We start from the raw sequence: 19625 nt of genomic DNA on the forward strand, positions 1-19625 counted from the left end.
GGGTTCCTCAGGACTCCTGGGTGAGGGAGACGAGTACGTCGTCCCCTTCGATCTTTACGGGGTATACGGGGACGGGGCGTGTCGCGGGAAGGCCGGACGGCTTGCCGGTGCGCAGGTCGAACGCGGAGCCGTGCAGCCAGCATTCGATCTGGCAGTCCTCCACCTCGCCCTCGGAGAGCGAGACGTTCGCGTGCGAGCAGATGTCGTTGATCGCGAACACCTCCCCCTCGGTCTTCACGACCGAGACCGGCGTGCCGTCGAGTTCCACCCGCTTGGGGGTGTCCTCCTCCAGCTCGCTCAGCCCACAGGCGCGTACGAACGTCGACGAGGCAGTCATCAGACCGAAGCCTCCAGCTCCTCGTCGATCTTCACGAGGAGCCGCTCTTCGATGTCGTCGACACCGATCTGCTGCACGAGCTCGGCGAAGAAGCCGCGGACCACCAGTCGGCGGGCCTCGCCGGCGGGGATGCCGCGGGCCATCAGGTAGAAGAGCTGCTCGTCGTCGAAGCGGCCGGTCGCGGAGGCGTGTCCGGCACCGACGATCTCGCCGGTCTCGATCTCCAGGTTCGGCACGGAGTCGACGCGGGCGCCGTCGGTCAGAACCAGGTTGCGGTTCATCTCGTACGTGTCCGTGCCCTCGGCCTTGGCCTCGATGAGGACGTCACCGATCCACACGGCGTGCGCGCCGTCGCCCTGGAGCGCGCCCTTGTAGGCGACGTTCGACTTGCAGTGCGGGGTGTTGTGGTCGACCAGCAGACGGTGCTCCTGGTGCTGGCCCGCGTCCGTGAAGTACAGACCGAACAGCTCGGCCTCACCACCGGTGCCGGCGTAGGCCACGCGCGGGTGCAGGCGCACGAGGTCGCCGCCGAAGGTGACCACGAACGACTTGAACGTGGCGTCCCGGCCGATCAGCGCGTTGTGCTGGCCCACGTGCACGGCCTTGTCGTCCCAGTCCTGGACGGAGACGACGGTGAGCTTGGCGCCGTCGCCCAGGATGTAGTCGACATTGGCGGCGAGCACGGCGTCACCGGTGTGGTCGATGACGACGACGGCCTCGGCGAAGGCTCCGAGCTCCACGACCTGGTGGCCGTAGGCGACCCCGCCCTCGCCGTGCACCGCGACGCGGATGGGCTCGGTGAGCACCGTCTCCTTGGGGACGGTGATCACGCCGGCCTTCTCGAACGCGGAGTACGCCTGGGCGGCGACGCGGTCCACCGGGGTGCCCGCCCGGCCGAGGCGCGCGTCGTCACGGCCGACGGTCTCCACGACGACGCCCGCGGGCGCCTCCACGTCGACCTTCAGGCCGTCGCCGTTCGCCACCGCGGTCCCGTCGTGCAGCCCGCGCAGGCGCTCCAGCGGGGTGAACCGCCACTCCTCCTCGCGGCCGTGGGGGACCGGGAAGTCCGCCACGTCGAAGGACGGGGGCGCGCTCATGCGCGTGGCGACGGTCGACTCGGCGGCCACCGCGATCTGTCCGGCGGTGGTGGAACCCACCGGGATGTTCTGAGCCTCAGCCATGGCTGTCGGTCTGCTCTCTTTCCTGCGTCGGTTGAGATCCTCGGGCCCGCCGGAAGGGGCGGGCCACCAGCTGTTTTCCGGGCGGCGGGTCTTAGCCGACCGCGCCTTCCATCTGCAGCTCGATCAGCCGGTTGAGTTCAAGCGCGTACTCCATGGGCAGCTCCTTGGCGATCGGCTCGACGAAGCCGCGCACGATCATCGCCATCGCCTCGAACTCCGTCAGACCGCGGCTCATCAGGTAGAAGAGCTGGTCCTCGGAGACCTTGGAGACGGTCGCCTCGTGGCCCATGGACACGTCGTCCTCACGGACGTCGACGTACGGGTAGGTGTCGGAGCGGGAGATGGTGTCGACGAGCAGCGCGTCGCACAGCACGTTCGACTTCGAACCGTGGGCGCCCTCGCCGATCTCGACCAGACCGCGGTAGGACGTACGACCGCCACCGCGCGCCACGGACTTCGACACGATGTTCGACGACGTGTTGGGCGCCATGTGGACCATCTTGGAGCCCGCGTCCTGGTGCTGGCCCTCGCCCGCGAAGGCGATGGAGAGGGTCTCACCCTTGGCGTGCTCGCCCATCAGGTAGACGGCCGGGTACTTCATGGTGACCTTGGAGCCGATGTTGCCGTCGATCCACTCCATGGTCGCGCCCTCGTACGCCACGGCGCGCTTGGTGACCAGGTTGTAGACGTTGTTCGACCAGTTCTGGATGGTCGTGTAGCGGCAGCGGGCGCCCTTCTTCACGATGATCTCGACCACCGCGGAGTGCAGGGAGTCCGACTTGTAGATCGGCGCCGTACAGCCCTCGACGTAGTGGACGTAGGCGTCCTCGTCGACGATGATCAGCGTCCGCTCGAACTGGCCCATGTTCTCCGTGTTGATACGGAAGTAGGCCTGGAGCGGGATCTCGACGTGCACGCCCTTCGGCACGTAGATGAAGGAGCCACCGGACCACACGGCGGTGTTCAGCGACGCGAACTTGTTGTCGCCGACCGGGATGACGGTGCCGAAGTACTCCTTGAAGAGCTCCGGGTGCTCCTTGAGGGCGGTGTCGGTGTCGAGGAAGATGACGCCCTGCTCCTCCAGGTCCTCGCGGATCTGGTGGTAGACGACCTCGGACTCGTACTGGGCCGCGACACCGGCGACGAGGCGCTGCTTCTCCGCCTCCGGGATGCCGAGCTTGTCGTACGTGTTCTTGATGTCCTCGGGCAGGTCCTCCCAGGACTCCGCCTGCTTCTCCGTGGAGCGCACGAAGTACTTGATGTTGTCGAAGTCGATCCCGGACAGGTCCGAACCCCAGTTGGGCATGGGCTTCTTCTCGAAGAGGCGCAGGCCCTTGAGGCGGAGCTTGGTCATCCACTCCGGCTCGCTCTTCTTCGCGGAGATGTCGCGGACGACGTCCTCGTTGATACCGCGCTTGGCAGAGGCACCGGCCACGTCGGAGTCGGCCCAGCCGTATTCGTACGTACCCAGACCCTCGAGCTCAGGGTGGGCAGTCTCCTCGATGGGGAGCGTCATGCGGGGTTCCTCCCGGCGGTACTTGCAGATGCGTTGTGGCTAGGGAAATCAGATTCGGAAATCTTGGAAATCTTGGGGATGAACGTGGTGCACACACCGTCGCCGTGGGCGATGGTGGCCAGCCGCTGCACATGGGTGCCGAGCAGCTGGGAGAAGATCTCGGTCTCCGCCTCGCACAGTTGCGGGAACTGCTCGGCGACATGAGCGACCGGGCAGTGGTGCTGGCAGAGCTGCTCGCCGACCGGTGCGCTACGCGCTGCAGCAGCGTACCCGTCCGCACTCAAGGCCTTGGCCAACGCTTCGGTGCGCTGCTCCGGCGCGGCGGCCTCGACGGCCCTGCGGTACGCCTCGGCCTGGGCGGCCATCCGGGCGCGGGCGAACGCGACGACCGCCTCGTCCCCGCCCTCGCGCGCCGCGATCCAGCGCATCGCGTCCGCGGCGAGCTTGTCGTAGGACTGGTCGAAGGCGTCCCGGCCGCAGTCGGTCAGGGCGAACACCTTGGCGGGACGGCCGCGCGTACGCGCTCCGTAGACCCGCTGCTCCCGTGCTTCCACCACGTCGTCGGCGACCAGTGCGTCGAGATGACGGCGCACGGCGGCCTGGGTCAGGCCCAGCCGCCCCGCGAGGTCGGCCACGGTCGACGGGCCGTGGTCCAGGATGGACCGCGCGACACGGTTGCGCGTCGAACGCTCACCGGTCGCGAGTTCCTCCTGAGGGGCCCCCGTGGGGGTCTCCCGAGCCTCGCCAACGTTTTTCACAACGCCATTGTTGCGTAATTCCCTGGAGCCTGACAAGCCGCACCCCCGGAGGCGGGCGGTGCGCTACATCACTTAGGTATACCTAAGGTGACCTGCGGAAACGATCTTTGATCGATCAATTCACTGGCTTCGGGACCGGCTCTCCGCAAGACTCGGGAACCATGTCGACACCCCCTCCGACCGGCCCACTCGTCACACGCGAGACCCTCGCCGCGCACCTTCTGGAGCTGGGCGTCCAGCCCGGAGAAACGCTTCTCGCGCACACCTCCCTGAGGTCCCTCGGCTGGGTCAACGGCGGCGCCGTCGCCGTCGTCCAGGGACTGCTCGACGCGCTGGGTCCCGACGGCACCCTGGTGGTCCCCACCCAGTCCGGGGACGTCTCCGACCCGGCACTGTGGAGCAATCCGCCCGTACCCGAGGAGTGGTGGTCGCCCATTCGGGCGACGATGCCCGCGTACGACCCCCTCGTGACGCCCAGCCGCGGGGTCGGCGTGATCCCGGAGACCGTCCGCACCTGGCCCGGCGCCCTGCGCAGCGCCCATCCGCAGACCTCCTTCGCGGCCCTCGGCCCCCGCGCGGCGCAGATCGTCGAGGGACACGCCCCCGACTGCCGGCTCGGCGAGCGCAGCCCACTGGCCCGCCTGGAGACCCTCGACGCCCGGGTGCTCCTGCTCGGCGCGGGCTACGACACGTGCACCAGCTTCCACCTCGCCGAATACCGCATACCGTCCCCGCTCGTCGAGGTGGGACGCCCGGTGCGCACCCCGCAGGGAGCGACCCGCTGGGAGGTCGTCACGGAGGTCTCCGTCGACTCCGACCGCTTCGACGAACTGGGCTCCGACTTCGAACGCGACCGCCCCGTCGTACGGGGCCGCGTGGGCGCGGCCGACGCACGCCTGTTCCCGGTGGCCGACGCGGTGGCGTACGCGGAGCGCTGGCTGGCACTGCACCGCCCCCGCGACGAATGGGTCGTCCCCAGGACCGCCTCCTGAACCCCGCCCGACCGATCACCCGACCGGCTCCCTAGACTTGCGCCTCATGCGAAGCGAGCCCGTGGTCCAGGTCCAGGCCCTGGTGAAGCGGTACGGCGACAAGACCGCGGTGGACGGCCTCGACCTGGTGGCCGAGGCGGGCATCACCGCCGTACTGGGCCCCAACGGGGCCGGCAAGACGACCACGGTCGAGACCTGCGAGGGGTACCGGAAGCCGGATTCCGGCACGGTACGCGTCCTGGGCCTCGACCCGGTGAGACAGTCCGGGGAACTCCACTCCCGCATCGGCGTGATGCTCCAGTCCGGCGGGGTCTACTCCGGTGCCCGCGCCGACGAGATGCTCCGCCATGTGGCGAAGCTCCACGCCCACCCCCTGGACGTGGACGCACTCATCGAACGGCTCGGCCTCGACAGCTGCGGCCGCACGACCTACCGGCGGCTCTCGGGCGGCCAGCAGCAGCGCCTGGCGCTCGCGATGGCCGTGGTCGGCCGCCCCGAACTGGTCTTCCTCGACGAGCCGACCGCGGGCCTCGACCCGCAGGCCCGCCGCGCCACCTGGGACCTCGTCCGCGATCTGCGCGCCGACGGCGTCTCGGTCATCCTCACCACGCACTACATGGACGAGGCCGAGCAACTCGCCGACGACGTCGCGATCATCGACGCGGGCAGGGTCATCGCGCAGGGCTCCCCCGAAGAACTGTGCCGCGGCGGTGCCGAGAACACCCTGCGCTTCACCGGCCGTCCCGCGCTCGACGTCGGCTCCCTGCTCAAGGCCCTGCCGGCCGACTGCACGGCCGCCGAACTGACGCCCGGCTCGTACCGGGTGGGCGGCAAGATCGACCCGCAGCTGCTGGCCACCGTCACGTCCTGGTGCGCGCAGCACGGGGTGATGCCGGAGAAGATCTCCGTCGAACGCCACACCCTGGAAGACGTGTTCTTGGAACTGACCGGCAAGGAGCTGCGTTCGTGACCACCGCCGGTACCTACACCCCGAAGCCGGGGGCGGCCCCGCTGCCCCGGATGATCGGCGCGCAGGCCGCGCTCGAGACGAAGATGCTGCTGCGCAACGGCGAGCAGCTGCTCCTCACGGTGATCATCCCGACACTCCTGCTGGTCCTGTTCAGCTCCGTCGACATCATCGACACCGGCAAGGGCAAGTCGGTCGACTTCCTGGCCCCCGGCATCCTGGCACTCGCCGTGATGTCGACCGCGTTCACCGGGCAGGCCATCGCCACCGGCTTCGAGCGGCGCTACGGGGTCCTGAAGCGGCTCGCCGCCTCCCCGCTGCCCCGCTGGGGCCTGATGACCGCGAAGACGGCGTCCGTGCTGGTCACGGAGGTCCTCCAGGTCGTCCTGCTGACGGCGATCGCCTTCTCCCTGGGCTGGTCGCCGCACGGCAACCCGCTGTCCGTCCTGCTCCTGCTGATCCTCGGCACGGCCGCCTTCTCGGGCCTGGGCCTGCTGATGGCCGGCACGCTCAAGGCGGAGGCGACGCTCGCCGCCGCGAACCTGGTCTTCCTGCTGCTCCTCGTGGGCGGCGGAGTGATCGTCCCGATGGACAAGTTCCCGGCGGGCGCCCAGGACGTGCTCGGCCTGCTGCCCGTCTCGGCGCTCTCGGACGGGCTGCGGGACGTGCTCCAGCACGGGGCGGGCCTGCCGTGGGGCGACCTCGGGATCCTCGCCGTGTGGGCGGTCGTGGGCCTGGGAGCGGCGGGCAAGTTCTTCCGCTGGGAGTGACTCCGGGTGCGAGTGGCTCCGGGTGTTCTGGTTGTACGGGCCTCCGAGACGGACCGAGGTGGCGATTTGCGTAGGTGCGGGGGCCTCGTGAAGGCGTGCACAAGCGGCCGCCTACGATGGTGCGCGTGCCAAACGTGACCCGAGCCGACGCCGTAGCCTTCGCGCGCAACCCGCTCGCCCTCATCGCCGAACGCTGGACCCCGACCTCCCGGACGATTCGACGAGCGGCCCTCGCCGCGCTCGTCATGTCGGTGGTCATCGTGGTCACCGGCGGCGCCGTACGGCTGACCGGTTCGGGCCTCGGCTGCCCGACCTGGCCCAAGTGCACCGACGACTCCCTCACCACGACGAGCGCGATGGGCTTCCACGGAGTCATCGAGTTCACCAACCGCATGCTGACCTACGTCCTGTGCGCGGCGGTCGGCTGGGCGATCATCGCCGCGCGCTCCGAGAAGCCCTGGCGCCGCGACCTCACCCGGCTCGGCTGGGCGCAGTTCTGGATCGTCATGAGCAACGCGATCCTCGGCGGCATCGTCGTCCTGGTCGGCCTCAACCCCTACACGGTCGCCGCGCACTTCCTGCTCTCCACGGCGCTCATCACCGTGGCCACGGTGATGTGGCAGCGCACCCGCGAGGGCTCCGCCGAGCCGCGCCCGCTGGTCGGCAAGGCGGTGCAGCAGCTCGTGTGGTGCCTGGTCGTCGCCACCATCCTGCTGATCGCGGTGGGCACGGTGGTCACCGGCGCGGGTCCGCACGCGGGCGACTCCAGCGAGGTCGAACGCATGGCCGTGAACTGGGAGACCGTCGCCAAGCTGCACGCCGTGCTGGCCTGGATCGTGGTCACGCTGACCTTCGCCCTGTGGTTCGTCCTCAAGGCCGTCGACGCCCCCAAGGGCCCGCTCGACCGCACCCGCGACCTGTTCCTGATCCTGCTCGGCCAGGGCGTCATCGGCTACGTCCAGTACTTCACGGACCTCCCCGAGGCCCTGGTCGGCCTCCACATGTTCGGCTCCTGCCTGGTGTGGATCGGCGCCCTGCGAGTCCTGCTGTCGCTGCGCGAACGCCCGGAGGCCGCGGCGGAACTGCCGGGTCCGGCCGCGGAATCGGCGCTCACGCGCGCGTAGCCTCAGTCCACGCCGTACACCCGCCGCGCGTTCCCCGCCGCGATCAGCCCCGCCACCCGCTGCGCGTCCACCAGCGACCAGGCACCCTCGGCGACCCAGGCGCCCAGCACCCGGGCCAGCGCCTCACGGAACAAGCGTGCGCCGACGACGTGCAGTTCGGGCAGACCGTGCGCCCCGCTGGAGAACAGGAGCTTGCCGAAGGGGGCAAGCTCCAGGATCTCGGAGAGAACGGCGGCCGCCCGGGCTCCCGTACGCACCAGCGCGGCACCCAGATCGGCGTAGACGTGCGGGAAGACCCCGGCGAGGTGCGCCGCGTGACGGTGGTACGGGTAGCCGTGCAGGAGGACGAGATCCGTGCCCAGCCCGGCCGTGGCACGGGCGAAGTCAGTGAGCAGGACGGGGTCGGTGCGGTCGATGCGCAGACCGGGTTCACCCAGGCCGGCGTGGAGCTGGAGAGGCAGCCCCGAGGCGACCGCGATCCACAGTAAGTGGCGCAGCAGAACCGGGTCGCTCAGCGCCCCGCCCACCCGGCGGCCCGCGAGCCAGCGGCCCGCCGCGCCCCGCACCTCTCCCGGTCCTGGCGGCTCGGGCGCGAGCGCCAGACCGTGGCGTCCCCCCGCGACCGACGTGAAGGCGACCGCGTTCGCGGCGGCCCCGTGGACGGACTCGGCAAGATTGGCGAGGAAGGACTCGACGGTGCCCGAGGTGTCCGCGACCTGTTCCGCCAGCAGCTCCAGACGGACGATCTCATGGGCGTGGGCCGCGCCGGTCGAGGCCATCTCGCCCGGTCCCGTCAGGTCCCCGGGCAGCCCCGTGTCGACGAGGTACGTCGTGATACCGCTGCCGCGCAGAAGCCTGCGCCCCGACTCCAGGACGCCGAGCTCGCGGCGCCGGGCCAGATAGCGGGCGGGCGGACAGTGCGGTTCCAGACCGAGCAGGGGCGGGCACCAGCGGCGTACCGCGAAGCCGGTCTGGGTGTCGAAGAAGGTGGTGCCGGGGGCCGGGGGGCCCTCGGTTCTGGCGAGGTGGGCCTCGAAGGTGCCGAGGCCCAGCTCCGTCCTCAGTACGCCGTGGCAGTACTGGTCCACCAGGGATGGCGTTTCGATCATCCGGACTCCCCGCGACTGGACCGTTGCGTTCTTCAGGTCCTAACGGGTGAGGCGGGCGTCAGGTGTTGGTGAAGCGCAAGGCGTACCAACAGCTGACGGATGACAGCCGACAGATGACAACTGACGAGTGACGGCCGACGGAAATCAGATGACCGATATCAGATGACAGATATCAACTGTCAGGTGACAGATATCAGATAACAGATTTTGTCAGCCGTTACTCGGCGCCCCAAGCTGGATCCCCGCCATCCTCTTCCACTCGTACGGCCCCGTCTTGACCTTCGCCGCGAACTCACCGTCGAACGTCTCGTGAACAGTGATCCCGGCCTTCTTCACGGCCTCTTCGGCCATCGTGAATGTGGGCGCCACCACGTCCCCCCAGGCACCATCCGCGCCGACGAGGACGATCCGGGCGCCGCGCTGTCCGATGTACTCGACGTGTCCCTCGGTCCCGCCGTGCTCCTTGGCGAAGGCGTTGATCCGCTGGGCGAGCTTGGCCGCCTTGCGCTCGGCCTTGACGTCCTGGGCGGCGCCGGTGGTCTCGTCAACCTGCTGCGTGTCTGCCATGGCCAGGATGCTACCGACGGGTAGATCAAACGGCGACGGGCGGGGTACGTGGCTTAGCCCACGTACCCCGCCCGTGAAGATTCGCCGGACGGGCCCTAGCGCAGGAAGGGGTCCACCGCGACCGCCACGAACAGGAGCGACACATAGGTGATGGACCAGTGGAACAGCCGCATCTCCTTGAGTTTCCCGCCGGTCACCTCGGCCTTGGCACGGTTCTGCAGACCGTGCGCCTCCCACAGCCAGAACCCGCCCGCGCCGAGGGCGACCAGGGTGTAGAACCAGCCCGTGTAGCCGAGCGGGGTGAGCAGCAGCGACACCGCGACCATCACCCAGCTGTAGATGACGATCTGGCGGGCAACCACCTTGTTGGAAGCGACGACCGGGAGCATCGGCACGCCCACGCGCGCGTAGTCCTCCTTCACCTTCATGGACAGCGGCCAGTAGTGCGGCGGCGTCCAGAAGAACATGACGAGGAAGAGGATGACCGGCGCCCACGACATGGAGTCGGTGACGGACGACCAGCCGATGAGCACCGGGAGGCAGCCGGCGATGCCGCCCCAGACGATGTTCTGGGAGGTGCGCCGCTTGAGGATCATCGTGTAAACGACGACGTAGAAAAGGAGCGCTCCGAGTGACAGCCAGGCGGACAGCCAGTTGACGGTCAGCCCGAACAGCAGGGTCGAGACGACCGCCAGCGTGATCCCGAAGGCCAGGCACTCGCGTGGGCTGACCATGCCGGTGACCAGCGGGCGCTGCGAGGTGCGCTCCATCAGGGCGTCGATGTCGCGGTCGATGTACATGTTCAGCGCGTTGGCGCCGCCCGCCGACAGAAAACCGCCGAGGCAGGTGAGCAGGACCAGCTTGAGGTCGGGTACACCCTGCTGGGCCAGGAACATCACCGGAACGGTGGTGATCAGCAACAGTTCGATGATTCGTGGCTTGGTCAGCGCCACGAACGCCTTCACACGGGCCCCGAACGGCCGGTGGCTTGGGCTGCTGCTCGTCCCGAGCACCCCCGCTGGACGGGATTCGACGGCCGTCACGCACACCCCTGACAGAGACATCCCAGCAAGCCCCCGGGTGTGAACTCCCCGTAAAGGCTCGCGCGTACCACGCCACTGTAGACGTTGCCTATACCTCGGCCTTCGCGGGGGTGGGGTCGTGTTGGGAGCGGCCGCACCGGGGCGGGAGGAGGGCGTGCACGACGGGCGCGACGGAGCTCGATTGAGCACTCTTACGAGCGGTTCCGTATTCAGTTGCCGAACACGGAACGGACCAGTCGGGAGGCGGATCCCGGAGAGTCCCGGCAGTCTGGAATGACTCGAAAAAACGCACGTACCTACGGGGGTAGGCTCGACAACGGCCGGTGGGCGCCCAGTGCACCGGCATTCGACATGCGTGACATGTGGAGAGGAGCCCTGACCCAGGGTGAGCACCAAGCCGACCACCACAGACCTCGAGTGGACCGAGTTGGACCAGCGGGCCGTCGACACCGCCCGCGTCCTGGCCGCCGATGCCGTACAGAAGGTCGGAAACGGCCATCCCGGTACGGCCATGAGTCTGGCGCCTGCCGCGTACACCCTCTTTCAGAAGGTGATGCGGCACGACCCGGCGGATCCCGACTGGACCGGACGTGACCGCTTCGTGCTGTCCGCGGGCCACTCGTCACTGACCCTCTACACGCAGCTCTACCTGGCCGGGTTCGGCCTGGAGCTGGACGATCTGGAGTCCTTCCGGACGTGGGGCTCCCGTACCCCGGGCCACCCGGAGTACGGACACACCCCGGGCGTGGAGACCACGACCGGCCCGCTCGGGCAGGGTGTCGCCAACGCGGTGGGCATGGCGATGGCCGCCCGCTACGAGCGCGGTCTGTTCGACCCGGACGCGGCGCAGGGCGAGTCACCCTTCGACCACTTCATCTACGCGATCGCCGGTGACGGCTGCCTCCAGGAGGGCATCTCGCACGAGGCGTCCTCCCTGGCCGGTCACCAGAAGCTCGGCAACCTCGTGCTGCTGTGGGACGACAACCACATCTCGATCGAGGGCGACACCGAGACCGCGGTCTCCGAGGACACCGTCAAGCGGTACGAGGCGTACGGCTGGCACGTGCAGCGCGTCGCGCCGAAGCCGGACGGCGACATCGACCCGCACGCCATCTACAACGCGATCGAGGCCGCGAAGAAGGTGACGGACAAGCCGTCGTTCATCGCGATGCGCTCGATCATCGCCTGGCCCGCTCCGCACGCGCAGAACACCGAGGCAGCGCACGGCTCGGCGCTCGGCGAGGACGAGGTCGCGGCCACCAAGCGCGTCCTCGGCTTCGACCCGGAGAAGTCCTTCGACGTCGCGGACGAGGTCCTCGCGCACACCCGCCAGGCTCTCGACCGCGGCCGTGAGGCGAAGGCCGAGTGGGAGAAGGGCTTCCAGGAGTGGCGCACCGCTCAGCCCGAGCGTGCCGCCGAGTTCGACCGGATCGCCGCGTGCGAGCTGCCGGCCGGCTGGGAGGAGAAGCTCCCGGCGTTCGAGGCGGGCAAGGGTGTCGCCACCCGTGCCGCGTCCGGCAAGGTGCTGCAGGCTCTCGGTGCGGTCATCCCCGAGCTGTGGGGCGGCTCCGCCGACCTCGCGGGCTCGAACAACACGACGATCGACCCGAACTCCTCGTTCCTGCCGGCCGACAACCCGCTGCCGGGCGCGAACCCGTACGGCCGCACGATCCACTTCGGCATCCGCGAGCACTCCATGGCCGCGGAGATGAACGGCATCACGCTGCACGGCAACACCCGTGTCTACGGCGGCACCTTCCTGGTGTTCTCCGACTACATGCGCAACGCCGTGCGTCTGTCCGCGCTGATGCACCTGCCGGTGACGTACGTGTGGACGCACGACTCCATCGGTCTCGGTGAGGACGGCCCGACCCACCAGCCGGTCGAGCACCTGGCCTCACTGCGCGCCATCCCCGGCCTCAACGTCGTCCGTCCCGCGGACGCCAACGAGACCGCGATCACCTGGCGCGAGATTCTCAAGCGCTACACGAAGGTCTTCGGCAAGGGCGCCCCGCACGGTCTCGCGCTGACCCGTCAGGGCGTGCCGACGTACGAGGCCGACGAGAACACGGTCAAGGGCGGTTACGTCCGGTTCGAGGCCGAGGGTGGCGAGCCGGAGGTCATCCTCATCGCCACCGGTTCCGAGGTGCACGTGGCGGTGGAGGCGCGCGAGCAGCTCCAGGCCGCGGGCGTCCCGACGCGGGTCGTGTCCATGCCGTGTGTGGAGTGGTTCGAGGAGCAGGACCAGGGGTACCGGGACAGCGTCCTTCCACCGTCGGTGAAGGCGCGCGTCTCGATCGAGGCCGGTATCGGTCTGACCTGGCACCGGTTCGTCGGGGACGCGGGACGCATTGTTTCGCTGGAGCACTTCGGTGCTTCGGCCGACGGCAAGGTCCTCTTCCGTGAATTCGGCTTCACTGCCGAGCACGTCGCCGACGTCGCCCGGGAATCGATCGCCGCAGCCCAGCGCTGACGCTGATATACGACACGTAGGAGATGCAATTTCCATGACAGACGCACTCAAGCGCCTCTCCGAGGAAGGCGTCGCGATCTGGCTGGACGACCTGTCGCGCAAGCGGATCACGTCCGGCAATCTCGCCGAACTGATCGACCAGCAGCACGTCGTGGGCGTCACCACCAACCCGTCGATCTTCCAGAAGGCGATCAGCAGCGGTGACGGCTACGAGCAGCAGCTCGCCGATCTCGCCGCCCGCAAGGTCACCGTCGACGAGGCCATCCGCATGATCACGACGGCGGACGTCCGTGACGCCGCCGACATCCTGCGCCCGGTCTTCGATGCGACGCAGGGCCAGGACGGCCGGGTCTCCATCGAGGTCGACCCGCGCCTCGCCCACAACACCGGCGCGACCATCGCCGAGGCCAAGCAGCTGGCCTGGCTGGTGGACCGCCCGAACACGCTCATCAAGATCCCGGCGACCAAGGCGGGCCTGCCCGCGATCACCGAGGTCATCGGCAGGGGCATCAGCGTCAACGTCACGCTGATCTTCTCGCTGGAGCGCTACCGCGAGGTCATGGACGCCTACCTGGCGGGTCTGGAGAAGGCGAAGGCCGCGGGCCTGGACCTCTCCAAGATCCACTCGGTGGCGTCCTTCTTCGTGTCCCGCGTGGACACCGAGATCGACAAGCGGCTCGACGCCCTGGGCACCCCCGAGGCCAAGGCCGCCCGCGGCAAGGCGGCTCTCGCCAACGCCCGGCTCGCCTACGAGGCGTACGAGGAGGTCTTCTCCTCCGACCGCTGGGCCGCCCTCGACAAGGCGCAGGCCAACAAGCAGCGCCCGCTGTGGGCGTCGACCGGCGTCAAGGACCCGGCGTACAAGGACACCCTGTACGTCGACGATCTGGTGGCGCCGAACACGGTGAACACCATGCCGGAGGCCACTCTGCAGGCCACCGAGGACCACGGCGCGATCACCGGTAACACCATCGCCGGTACGTACGAGCAGTCGCGCGCCGAGCTCGACGCGGTCGAGAAGCTCGGGATCTCGTACGACGACGTGGTCCAGCTCCTGGAGGACGAGGGCGTCGAGAAGTTCGCGGCGTCCTGGAACGACCTGCTCAAGTCCACAGAGGCGGAGCTCAAGCGCCTCGCCCCTTCGGAGGGCTGAAATCTTGTCAAGCAGCAACCCGCTGCGTGACCCCGCAGACCGACGGCTCCCGCGTATCGCGGGGCCGTCGGGCCTGGTCATCTTCGGCGTCACGGGCGATTTGTCACGTAAAAAGCTGATGCCCGCCGTGTACGACCTCGCCAACCGCGGGCTGCTGCCGCCGGGCTTCTCGCTCGTCGGCTTCGCCCGCCGCGAGTGGAAGAACGAGGACTTCGCCCAGGTGGTCCACGACGCCGTCAAGGAACACGCCCGTACGGAGTTCCGCGAGGAGGTCTGGCAGCAGCTCATCCAGGGGATGCGCTTCGTCCAGGGCACCTTCGACGACGACGACTCCTTCGAGCGGCTGCGCGCCACGATCGACGAGCTGGACAAGGCGCAGGGCACGGGCGGCAACTTCGCCTTCTACCTCTCCGTGCCGCCGTCCGCCTTCCCGGTGGTCATCCAGCAGCTGAAGAAGCATCACCTGGCCGACCAGTCGAACGGCTCCTGGCGGCGCGCGGTCATCGAGAAGCCCTTCGGCCACGACCTGAAGTCGGCCGAGGAACTCAACGCGATCGTGCACGAGGTCTTCTCCTCGGACCAGGTCTTCCGCATCGACCACTACCTGGGCAAGGAGACCGTTCAGAACATCCTGGCGCTCCGCTTCGCCAACACGATGTTCGAGCCGATCTGGAACCGGTCCTTCGTCGACCACGTGCAGATCACCATGGCGGAGGACATCGGGATCGGCGGCCGGGCCGGCTACTACGACGGCATCGGCGCCGCGCGGGACGTCATCCAGAACCACCTCCTGCAGCTGATGGCCCTGACTGCCATGGAGGAACCCTCCTCCTTCGACGCGGACGCCCTCGCCGCCGAGAAGACCAAGGTCCTCGGCGCGGTCCGGATCCCCCGGGACCTGGGCCGCGACACCGTCCGCGGGCAGTACGCGGCCGGCTGGCAGGGCGGCGAGAAGGCCGTCGGCTACCTCCAGGAAGACGGTATCGACCCCAAGTCGAAGACCGACACCTACGCCGCGATCAAGGTGGAGGTCGACAACCGCCGCTGGGCGGGCGTCCCCTTCTATCTGCGCACCGGCAAGCGGCTCGGCCGCCGCGTCACCGAGATCGCGGTCGTCTTCCAGCGCGCCCCGCACTCCCCGTTCGACCACACGGCGACGGAGGAGCTGGGCCAGAACGCGATCGTCTTCCGCGTCCAGCCCGACGAGGGCGTCACGGTCCGCTTCGGCTCCAAGGTGCCCGGCACCTCCATGGAGATCCGGGACGTCTCGATGGACTTCGCCTACGGCGAGTCGTTCACCGAGTCCAGCCCGGAGGCGTACGAGCGACTGATCCTCGACGTCCTGCTGGGCGACTCGAACCTCTTCCCGCGTACGGAGGAGGTCGAGCTGTCCTGGAAGATCCTCGACCCGATCGAGCAGTACTGGGACAAGCACGGCAAGCCCGCGCAGTACCCCTCGGGCACGTGGGGCCCCGTCGAGGCCGACGAAATGCTCGAGCGAGACGGACGGAGCTGGCGTCGCCCATGAAGATAGACCTCACGGACACCACGGCCAGCAAGATCAACAAGGCGCTGGTGCGGGGCCGCCGCGCCATCGGCACCCCCGCCGTCGGCATGGTGCTCACCCTCGTCATCGTCACCGACGAGGAGAACGCCTACGACGCTCTGAAGGCCGCCAACGAGGCGTCCCGCGAGCACCCCTCCCGCACCCTCGTGGTCATCAAGCGCGTCTCCCGCTCGCCCCGAGACCGCACGAAGTCCCGCATCGACGCCGAGGTGCGGGTCGGCGCGGACGCGGGCACCGGCGAGACGGTCGTGCTGCGGCTGTACGGCGAGGTCGCCGACCACGCCGACTCGGTCGTCCTGCCGCTGCTGCTGCCGGACGCGCCGGTCGTCGTCTGGTGGCCGGTGGGCGCGCCGCTCGACCCGGCCAACGACCCACTCGGAAAGCTGGCCCAGCGCCGCGTCACCGACACCTACGCCGCCGAGGCGCCCGTACGCGAGCTCAACGCGCGTGCCGACGCCTACACCCCCGGGGACACCGACCTCTCCTGGACCCGCATCACGCCCTGGCGCTCGATGCTGGCCGCCGCCCTCGACCAGGTCATCTGTGACGTGAACGCGGTCGAGGTGGAGGGCGAGGAGTTCAACCCGAGCGTGGAACTGCTCGCCATGTGGCTCGCGGACCGACTGGACGTCCCCGTCAAGCGGTCCAAGTCCTCCGGCCCCGGCCTCACCGCCGTCCGCATGGAGACGAGCTGCGGCCCGATCGCCCTGGACCGCGCCGACGGCACCCTGGCGACCCTCTCCATCAACGGCCAGCCCGACCGTGCGGTGGCCCTCAAGCGCCGCGACACCTCGGAACTGATCGCGGAGGAGCTGCGCCGGCTCGACCCGGACGACACCTACGCGTCGGCGCTGCGGTACGGGGTGGACCGGCTGAACGGGGCGACGGCCGGGGCGGTCGCCGTCGAGGAGGAACCGGCCACGGCGAAGGCGGCCGTCAAGACCGTCGCCGCCAAGGCACCCGCGAAGAAGGCCCCCGCGAAAGCCGCCGCGAAGGCCCCTGCGAAGAAGGCGGCCTCCGAGTGAACACTCCGCAGCTCGTCGTGCACCACGACAAGGAGCTGATGGCCCAGGCCGCCGCGGCCCGGCTGATCACCAAGGTCGTGGACGTGCAGGCCTCGCGCGGCTACGCCTCGGTGGTCCTCACCGGCGGGCGCAACGGCAACGGGCTCCTCGCGGCGCTCGCGACCGCGCCCGCCCGGGACGCCATCGACTGGGGCCGCATCGACCTGTGGTGGGGTGACGAGCGGTTCCTGCCCGAGGGCGATCCGGACCGCAACGACACCCAGGCCCGTGCGGCACTGCTGGACTCGGTGCCGGTGGACCCCGCGCGCGTGCATCCGATGCCCGCGTCCGACGGTCCGTACGGTACGGACGTGGACGCGGCGGCGGAGGCGTACGCGGCCGAGCTCGCGAAGGCCGCGGGCCCCGAGAACCACGCTTCCGTGCCGTCGTTCGACGTCCTGATGCTGGGCGTCGGCCCGGACACCCACGTGGCCTCGCTCTTCCCGGAGCTGCCCGCGGTCCGTGAGACGGAGCGGACGGTGGTGGGCGTGCACGGCGCCCCCAAGCCCCCGCCGACCCGGGTCACGCTCACCCTGCCCGCGATCCGTACCGCCCGTGAGGTCTGGTTGCTGGCGGCCGGCGAGGACAAGGCGCAGGCCGCGGCGATCGCCCTCTCGGGCGCGGGCGAGGTGCAGGCCCCGGCGGCTGGCGCCCACGGGCGCTCCCGCACCCTGTGGCTCCTGGACTCGGCGGCGGCCTCCCAGCTGCCGCGCTCGCTGTACCCGCCGGCTTCGGCCTGAGCCCAGGGGCAGGGCCCTCGCCAAGAGACTGCGCAGTCTTGTGGCGGGGGCCCGAGGGCGCGGCCCCTCACTTCACCGACCCGGCCATCACCCCTTGCACGAAGTGCCGCTGGAACGCGAAGAACACCAGCACCGGAACGATCAGCGACAGAAACGCCCCCGGCGCCAGCACATCGATATTGCTGCCGAACTGTCGTATCTGAGACTGGAGTTCGACCGTCAACGGCTGCGAGGAACTGTCGGCGAACAGCAGGGCGACCAGCATGTCGTTCCACACCCACAGGAACTGGAAGATGGCCAGGCTCGCGAGGGCCGGGCGGCCGACCGGCAGCACCAGCCGGGTGAAGATGCGCCACTCGCTGCCTCCGTCCATCCGGGCGGCCTCCAGCATCTCCTTCGGCATCTCCGCGAAGTAGTTGCGCAGCAGGAAGATGGCGAACGGCAGCCCGTAGGAGACGTGGAAGAGCACCACACCGGGAATCGTGCCGAACAGTCCGAGCGCGCCGAAGAGTTTGGCGACGGGCAGCAGCCCGATCTGGACCGGCACCACCAACAACGCCACCACGACCAGGAAGATCGTGTCCCGGAAGGGAAACTCCAGCCAGGCGAAGGCGTATCCGGCGAGCGCCGCGATCACCACGACGAGGACGGTGGCCGGCACGGAGATCAGCACGGTGTTCCAGAACGCCCGCGTCATCCCCGCATTGCCCAGGAGGGCTGAGTAGTTGTCGAAGGAGAGCTGACCGGGGCTGGTCAGCACCGTCCACCAGCCTCCTTCGGCGGTGTCGTGCGCCGAGCGCATCGAGGAGAGGAAGAGCCCTGCGAGCGGGGTGACCCAGATCAGGCCGACGATCACCAGGAACGCCTGCACCAGGCCGTTGCCGAGCCCCCGCCTGAGCGCGTTCATCGTTGACTCCTTCGGAAGCGGCGGACGTTGAAGACCATGGCGGGGACGACCAGGAGCAGGAGGAGCACACCGAGTGCGCTGCCCAGGCCCTGGTTGTTGCCGCCGCCGAAGGACACCAGCCACATCTGGGTGGCGAGCACGGTGGCGTCCTCCTGCACGGGGCCGGGCGCGATGATGTAGACGAGGTCGAAGACCTTCATCACGTTGATCACGAGCGTGACGAAGACCACGGTGAGCACGGGTGCCAGCAGCGGGACGGTGATCCGGCGGAAGATCTGCCATTCGTTGGCGCCGTCCATCCGGGCCGCCTCCAGCGCGTCGCGCGGCAGGGCGGCGAGTCCGGCGCCGATCAGCACCATGGCGAAGCCGGTCCAGATCCACAGGTACGCGCCGATGATGGCGGGGGTGACCAGCGCCGGACCGAGCCAGGACACACCCTCGTACGGCGGGCTGAAGTTCGACGCGGGCAGCCGCACGGTGTACGAGCCGGGGTCCAACCCGAGGAAGCGGAAGGAGCCGTCGGCCGCGGTGGTCGTGCTCGCGACCGTCCTCCCGTCGCGCGCCGCCTCGACCTTCATCTCGGGCAGTCCGCTCTCCCCGCGGTCGACCTGGCCCTGTTTCCCTCCCCCGCCGGGTGTGAAGTCCAGGTAGACGACACCGCGCAGCTCGTCCCGGGCCGCCTTCTGCCCTGCGGCCGTGTAGGCGGGCTTCGCGTCCTTCGGCAGATCCTTGGGCAGGACGCCGACGAGACCGAGGCCGACCGTGTCGCCGGGCGAGGCGGAGGCGGTCGTACGGTACGAACCGTCGGCGCCCTTGGCGAGGCCTCGGCCGTCGCGGGCGCGGGCGGTCGGATAGGACGAGGTTCCCTCGAACGCGTCGTGGACGCCGACCACGGCGGCGTTCAGGACCCCCTTGTCGGGGTCCTCGTCGTACGCGAGCCGGAAGATGATGCCGGCGGCCAGGAAGGAGACCGCCATGGGCATGAACAGCAGCAGCTTGAACGCGGTGGCCCAGCGGATCTTCTCGACCAGGACGGCGAGCACCAGGCCGAGCCCGGTGAGCAGCGTCGGCGCGACGACGACCCAGATGGCGCTGTTGCGTACGGCCTTGAGCGTGGCCGGGTCGCGGAACATCTCGGTGTAGTTGTCGCCGCCCACGAACCGGCTGCCGGAGGCGTCGAAGAAGCTGCGCCCCACGGAGAAGACCACTGGATAGACGACGAGCGCGCCGAGCAGGAGCAGGGCGGGGAGGACGAAGACGAGGGCGATGATCCGGCCGCGGCGCCTGGCGCGCCGTCTGTGGTCGGCCATGCCGACGGCCGGAGGGCTCGCCTCTTTCACGAGGGTGGCGGTCATGG

General features: G+C 69.4%; 18 protein-coding genes. 9 read left to right on the top strand and 9 right to left on the bottom strand.

Translation table 11 applies throughout. The annotated features are described in order from the left end of the window. Positions 1-7 precede the first annotated feature (7 nt). The 4 genes from ACZ7M2_RS00825 to ACZ7M2_RS00840 form a co-directional block, all read right to left on the bottom strand. Positions 8-337 (bottom strand): bifunctional 3-phenylpropionate/cinnamic acid dioxygenase ferredoxin subunit, encoded by a 330-nt coding sequence (locus tag ACZ7M2_RS00825; RefSeq protein ID WP_054235896.1) that lies wholly within the window; start codon positions 335-337, stop codon positions 8-10. Further along, positions 337-1518, bottom strand: a complete 1182-nt coding sequence (gene sufD, locus ACZ7M2_RS00830) for a Fe-S cluster assembly protein SufD (protein WP_403693035.1) — start codon at positions 1516-1518, stop codon at positions 337-339. Before sufD ends, ACZ7M2_RS00825 begins: the two co-directional genes overlap by 1 nt. Before the next feature lie 91 nt (positions 1519-1609). Next, positions 1610-3034, bottom strand: coding sequence for a Fe-S cluster assembly protein SufB (gene sufB, locus ACZ7M2_RS00835; protein ID WP_054235898.1), 1425 nt, complete (start codon positions 3032-3034; stop codon positions 1610-1612). Further along, complete coding sequence (locus ACZ7M2_RS00840) at positions 3031-3792, bottom strand: helix-turn-helix transcriptional regulator (RefSeq protein WP_470054714.1); 762 nt, start codon at positions 3790-3792, stop codon at positions 3031-3033. Before ACZ7M2_RS00840 ends, sufB begins: the two co-directional genes overlap by 4 nt. Before the next feature lie 161 nt (positions 3793-3953). Between ACZ7M2_RS00840 and ACZ7M2_RS00845 the strand changes: the two genes are divergently transcribed. The 4 genes from ACZ7M2_RS00845 (at position 3954) to ACZ7M2_RS00860 (ending at position 7645) form a co-directional block, all read left to right on the top strand. Further along, the gene (locus ACZ7M2_RS00845; RefSeq protein WP_471593609.1) at positions 3954-4784 is read left to right on the top strand and encodes an AAC(3) family N-acetyltransferase; all 831 of its coding nucleotides are present in this window, start codon (positions 3954-3956) and stop codon (positions 4782-4784) included. 46 nt (positions 4785-4830) lie between these two features. Then, entirely contained in the window at positions 4831-5754 is a 924-nt protein-coding gene (locus tag ACZ7M2_RS00850; protein WP_352048579.1) for an ABC transporter ATP-binding protein, read from the top strand. A 50-nt stretch (positions 5755-5804) separates the two neighbouring features. After that, positions 5805-6521, top strand: coding sequence for an ABC transporter permease (locus tag ACZ7M2_RS00855; protein ID WP_063818556.1), 717 nt, complete (start codon positions 5805-5807; stop codon positions 6519-6521). A gap of 116 nt (positions 6522-6637) precedes the next feature. After that, positions 6638-7645: a COX15/CtaA family protein gene (locus ACZ7M2_RS00860; RefSeq protein WP_471593610.1), complete on the top strand. Its 1008-nt coding sequence runs from the start codon at positions 6638-6640 to the stop codon at positions 7643-7645. 2 nt (positions 7646-7647) lie between these two features. Here ACZ7M2_RS00860 and ACZ7M2_RS00865 read toward each other — a convergent pair whose 3' ends face one another. From ACZ7M2_RS00865 to ACZ7M2_RS00875, 3 genes are all read right to left on the bottom strand, one after another. Then, complete coding sequence (locus ACZ7M2_RS00865; RefSeq protein WP_352048581.1) at positions 7648-8754, bottom strand: amidohydrolase family protein; 1107 nt, start codon at positions 8752-8754, stop codon at positions 7648-7650. 210 nt (positions 8755-8964) lie between these two features. After that, positions 8965-9321, bottom strand: a complete 357-nt coding sequence (locus ACZ7M2_RS00870; protein ID WP_471593611.1) for a hypothetical protein — start codon at positions 9319-9321, stop codon at positions 8965-8967. Between the two features lie 95 nt (positions 9322-9416). Beyond that, the gene (locus tag ACZ7M2_RS00875) at positions 9417-10370 is read right to left on the bottom strand and encodes a heme o synthase (protein WP_179436867.1); all 954 of its coding nucleotides are present in this window, start codon (positions 10368-10370) and stop codon (positions 9417-9419) included. Positions 10371-10749: 379 nt separating this feature from the next. Between ACZ7M2_RS00875 and tkt the strand changes: the two genes are divergently transcribed. From tkt to pgl, 5 genes are read left to right on the top strand one after another with little or no spacing between them, the layout of a single operon-like run. Continuing rightward, entirely contained in the window at positions 10750-12837 is a 2088-nt protein-coding gene (gene tkt, locus ACZ7M2_RS00880; protein ID WP_471593612.1) for a transketolase, read from the top strand. 34 nt (positions 12838-12871) lie between these two features. Further along, positions 12872-13990 carry a transaldolase gene (tal, locus tag ACZ7M2_RS00885; RefSeq protein WP_471593613.1) on the top strand — a complete coding sequence of 373 codons (1119 nt, stop codon included), beginning with the start codon at positions 12872-12874 and terminating at the stop codon, positions 13988-13990. A 1-nt stretch (position 13991) separates the two neighbouring features. Further along, positions 13992-15518, top strand: coding sequence for a glucose-6-phosphate dehydrogenase (gene zwf, locus ACZ7M2_RS00890; protein ID WP_352048618.1), 1527 nt, complete (start codon positions 13992-13994; stop codon positions 15516-15518). Continuing rightward, entirely contained in the window at positions 15515-16582 is a 1068-nt protein-coding gene (gene opcA, locus ACZ7M2_RS00895) for a glucose-6-phosphate dehydrogenase assembly protein OpcA (RefSeq protein ID WP_471593614.1), read from the top strand. The genes zwf and opcA overlap by 4 nt, the downstream gene beginning before the upstream one ends. Further along, entirely contained in the window at positions 16579-17361 is a 783-nt protein-coding gene (pgl, locus tag ACZ7M2_RS00900; protein ID WP_471593615.1) for a 6-phosphogluconolactonase, read from the top strand. The genes opcA and pgl overlap by 4 nt, the downstream gene beginning before the upstream one ends. A gap of 67 nt (positions 17362-17428) precedes the next feature. Here the strand turns inward: pgl and ACZ7M2_RS00905 are convergent, their stop codons facing one another. Then, positions 17429-18268, bottom strand: a complete 840-nt coding sequence (locus ACZ7M2_RS00905; RefSeq protein ID WP_471593616.1) for a carbohydrate ABC transporter permease — start codon at positions 18266-18268, stop codon at positions 17429-17431. Next, a complete protein-coding gene (locus tag ACZ7M2_RS00910) occupies positions 18265-19623 on the bottom strand; it encodes an ABC transporter permease (RefSeq protein ID WP_471593617.1) in 1359 nt (452 codons plus the stop codon). The genes ACZ7M2_RS00905 and ACZ7M2_RS00910 overlap by 4 nt, the downstream gene beginning before the upstream one ends. Positions 19624-19625 lie beyond the last annotated feature (2 nt).

The sequence above is a fragment of the Streptomyces sp. NPDC111507 genome, from assembly GCF_055638955.1.

What these genes read in the sequence shown, in the direction of transcription:
- ACZ7M2_RS00905 (WP_471593616.1), bottom strand. Translation starts at nt 18,268, where the DNA reads ATGAACGCGCTCAGGCGGGGGCTCGGCAACGGCCTGGTGCAGGCGTTC.
- ACZ7M2_RS00845 (WP_471593609.1), top strand. Translation starts at nt 3,954, where the DNA reads ATGTCGACACCCCCTCCGACCGGCCCACTCGTCACACGCGAGACCCTC.
- tal (WP_471593613.1), top strand. Translation starts at nt 12,872, where the DNA reads ATGACAGACGCACTCAAGCGCCTCTCCGAGGAAGGCGTCGCGATCTGG.
- sufD (WP_403693035.1), bottom strand. Translation starts at nt 1,518, where the DNA reads ATGGCTGAGGCTCAGAACATCCCGGTGGGTTCCACCACCGCCGGACAG.
- sufB (WP_054235898.1), bottom strand. Translation starts at nt 3,034, where the DNA reads ATGACGCTCCCCATCGAGGAGACTGCCCACCCTGAGCTCGAGGGTCTG.
- ACZ7M2_RS00865 (WP_352048581.1), bottom strand. Translation starts at nt 8,754, where the DNA reads ATGATCGAAACGCCATCCCTGGTGGACCAGTACTGCCACGGCGTACTG.
- ACZ7M2_RS00860 (WP_471593610.1), top strand. Translation starts at nt 6,638, where the DNA reads ATGGTGCGCGTGCCAAACGTGACCCGAGCCGACGCCGTAGCCTTCGCG.
- ACZ7M2_RS00825 (WP_054235896.1), bottom strand. Translation starts at nt 337, where the DNA reads ATGACTGCCTCGTCGACGTTCGTACGCGCCTGTGGGCTGAGCGAGCTG.
- ACZ7M2_RS00910 (WP_471593617.1), bottom strand. Translation starts at nt 19,623, where the DNA reads ATGACCGCCACCCTCGTGAAAGAGGCGAGCCCTCCGGCCGTCGGCATG.
- opcA (WP_471593614.1), top strand. Translation starts at nt 15,515, where the DNA reads ATGAAGATAGACCTCACGGACACCACGGCCAGCAAGATCAACAAGGCG.
- ACZ7M2_RS00855 (WP_063818556.1), top strand. Translation starts at nt 5,805, where the DNA reads ATGATCGGCGCGCAGGCCGCGCTCGAGACGAAGATGCTGCTGCGCAAC.
- ACZ7M2_RS00850 (WP_352048579.1), top strand. Translation starts at nt 4,831, where the DNA reads ATGCGAAGCGAGCCCGTGGTCCAGGTCCAGGCCCTGGTGAAGCGGTAC.
- ACZ7M2_RS00870 (WP_471593611.1), bottom strand. Translation starts at nt 9,321, where the DNA reads ATGGCAGACACGCAGCAGGTTGACGAGACCACCGGCGCCGCCCAGGAC.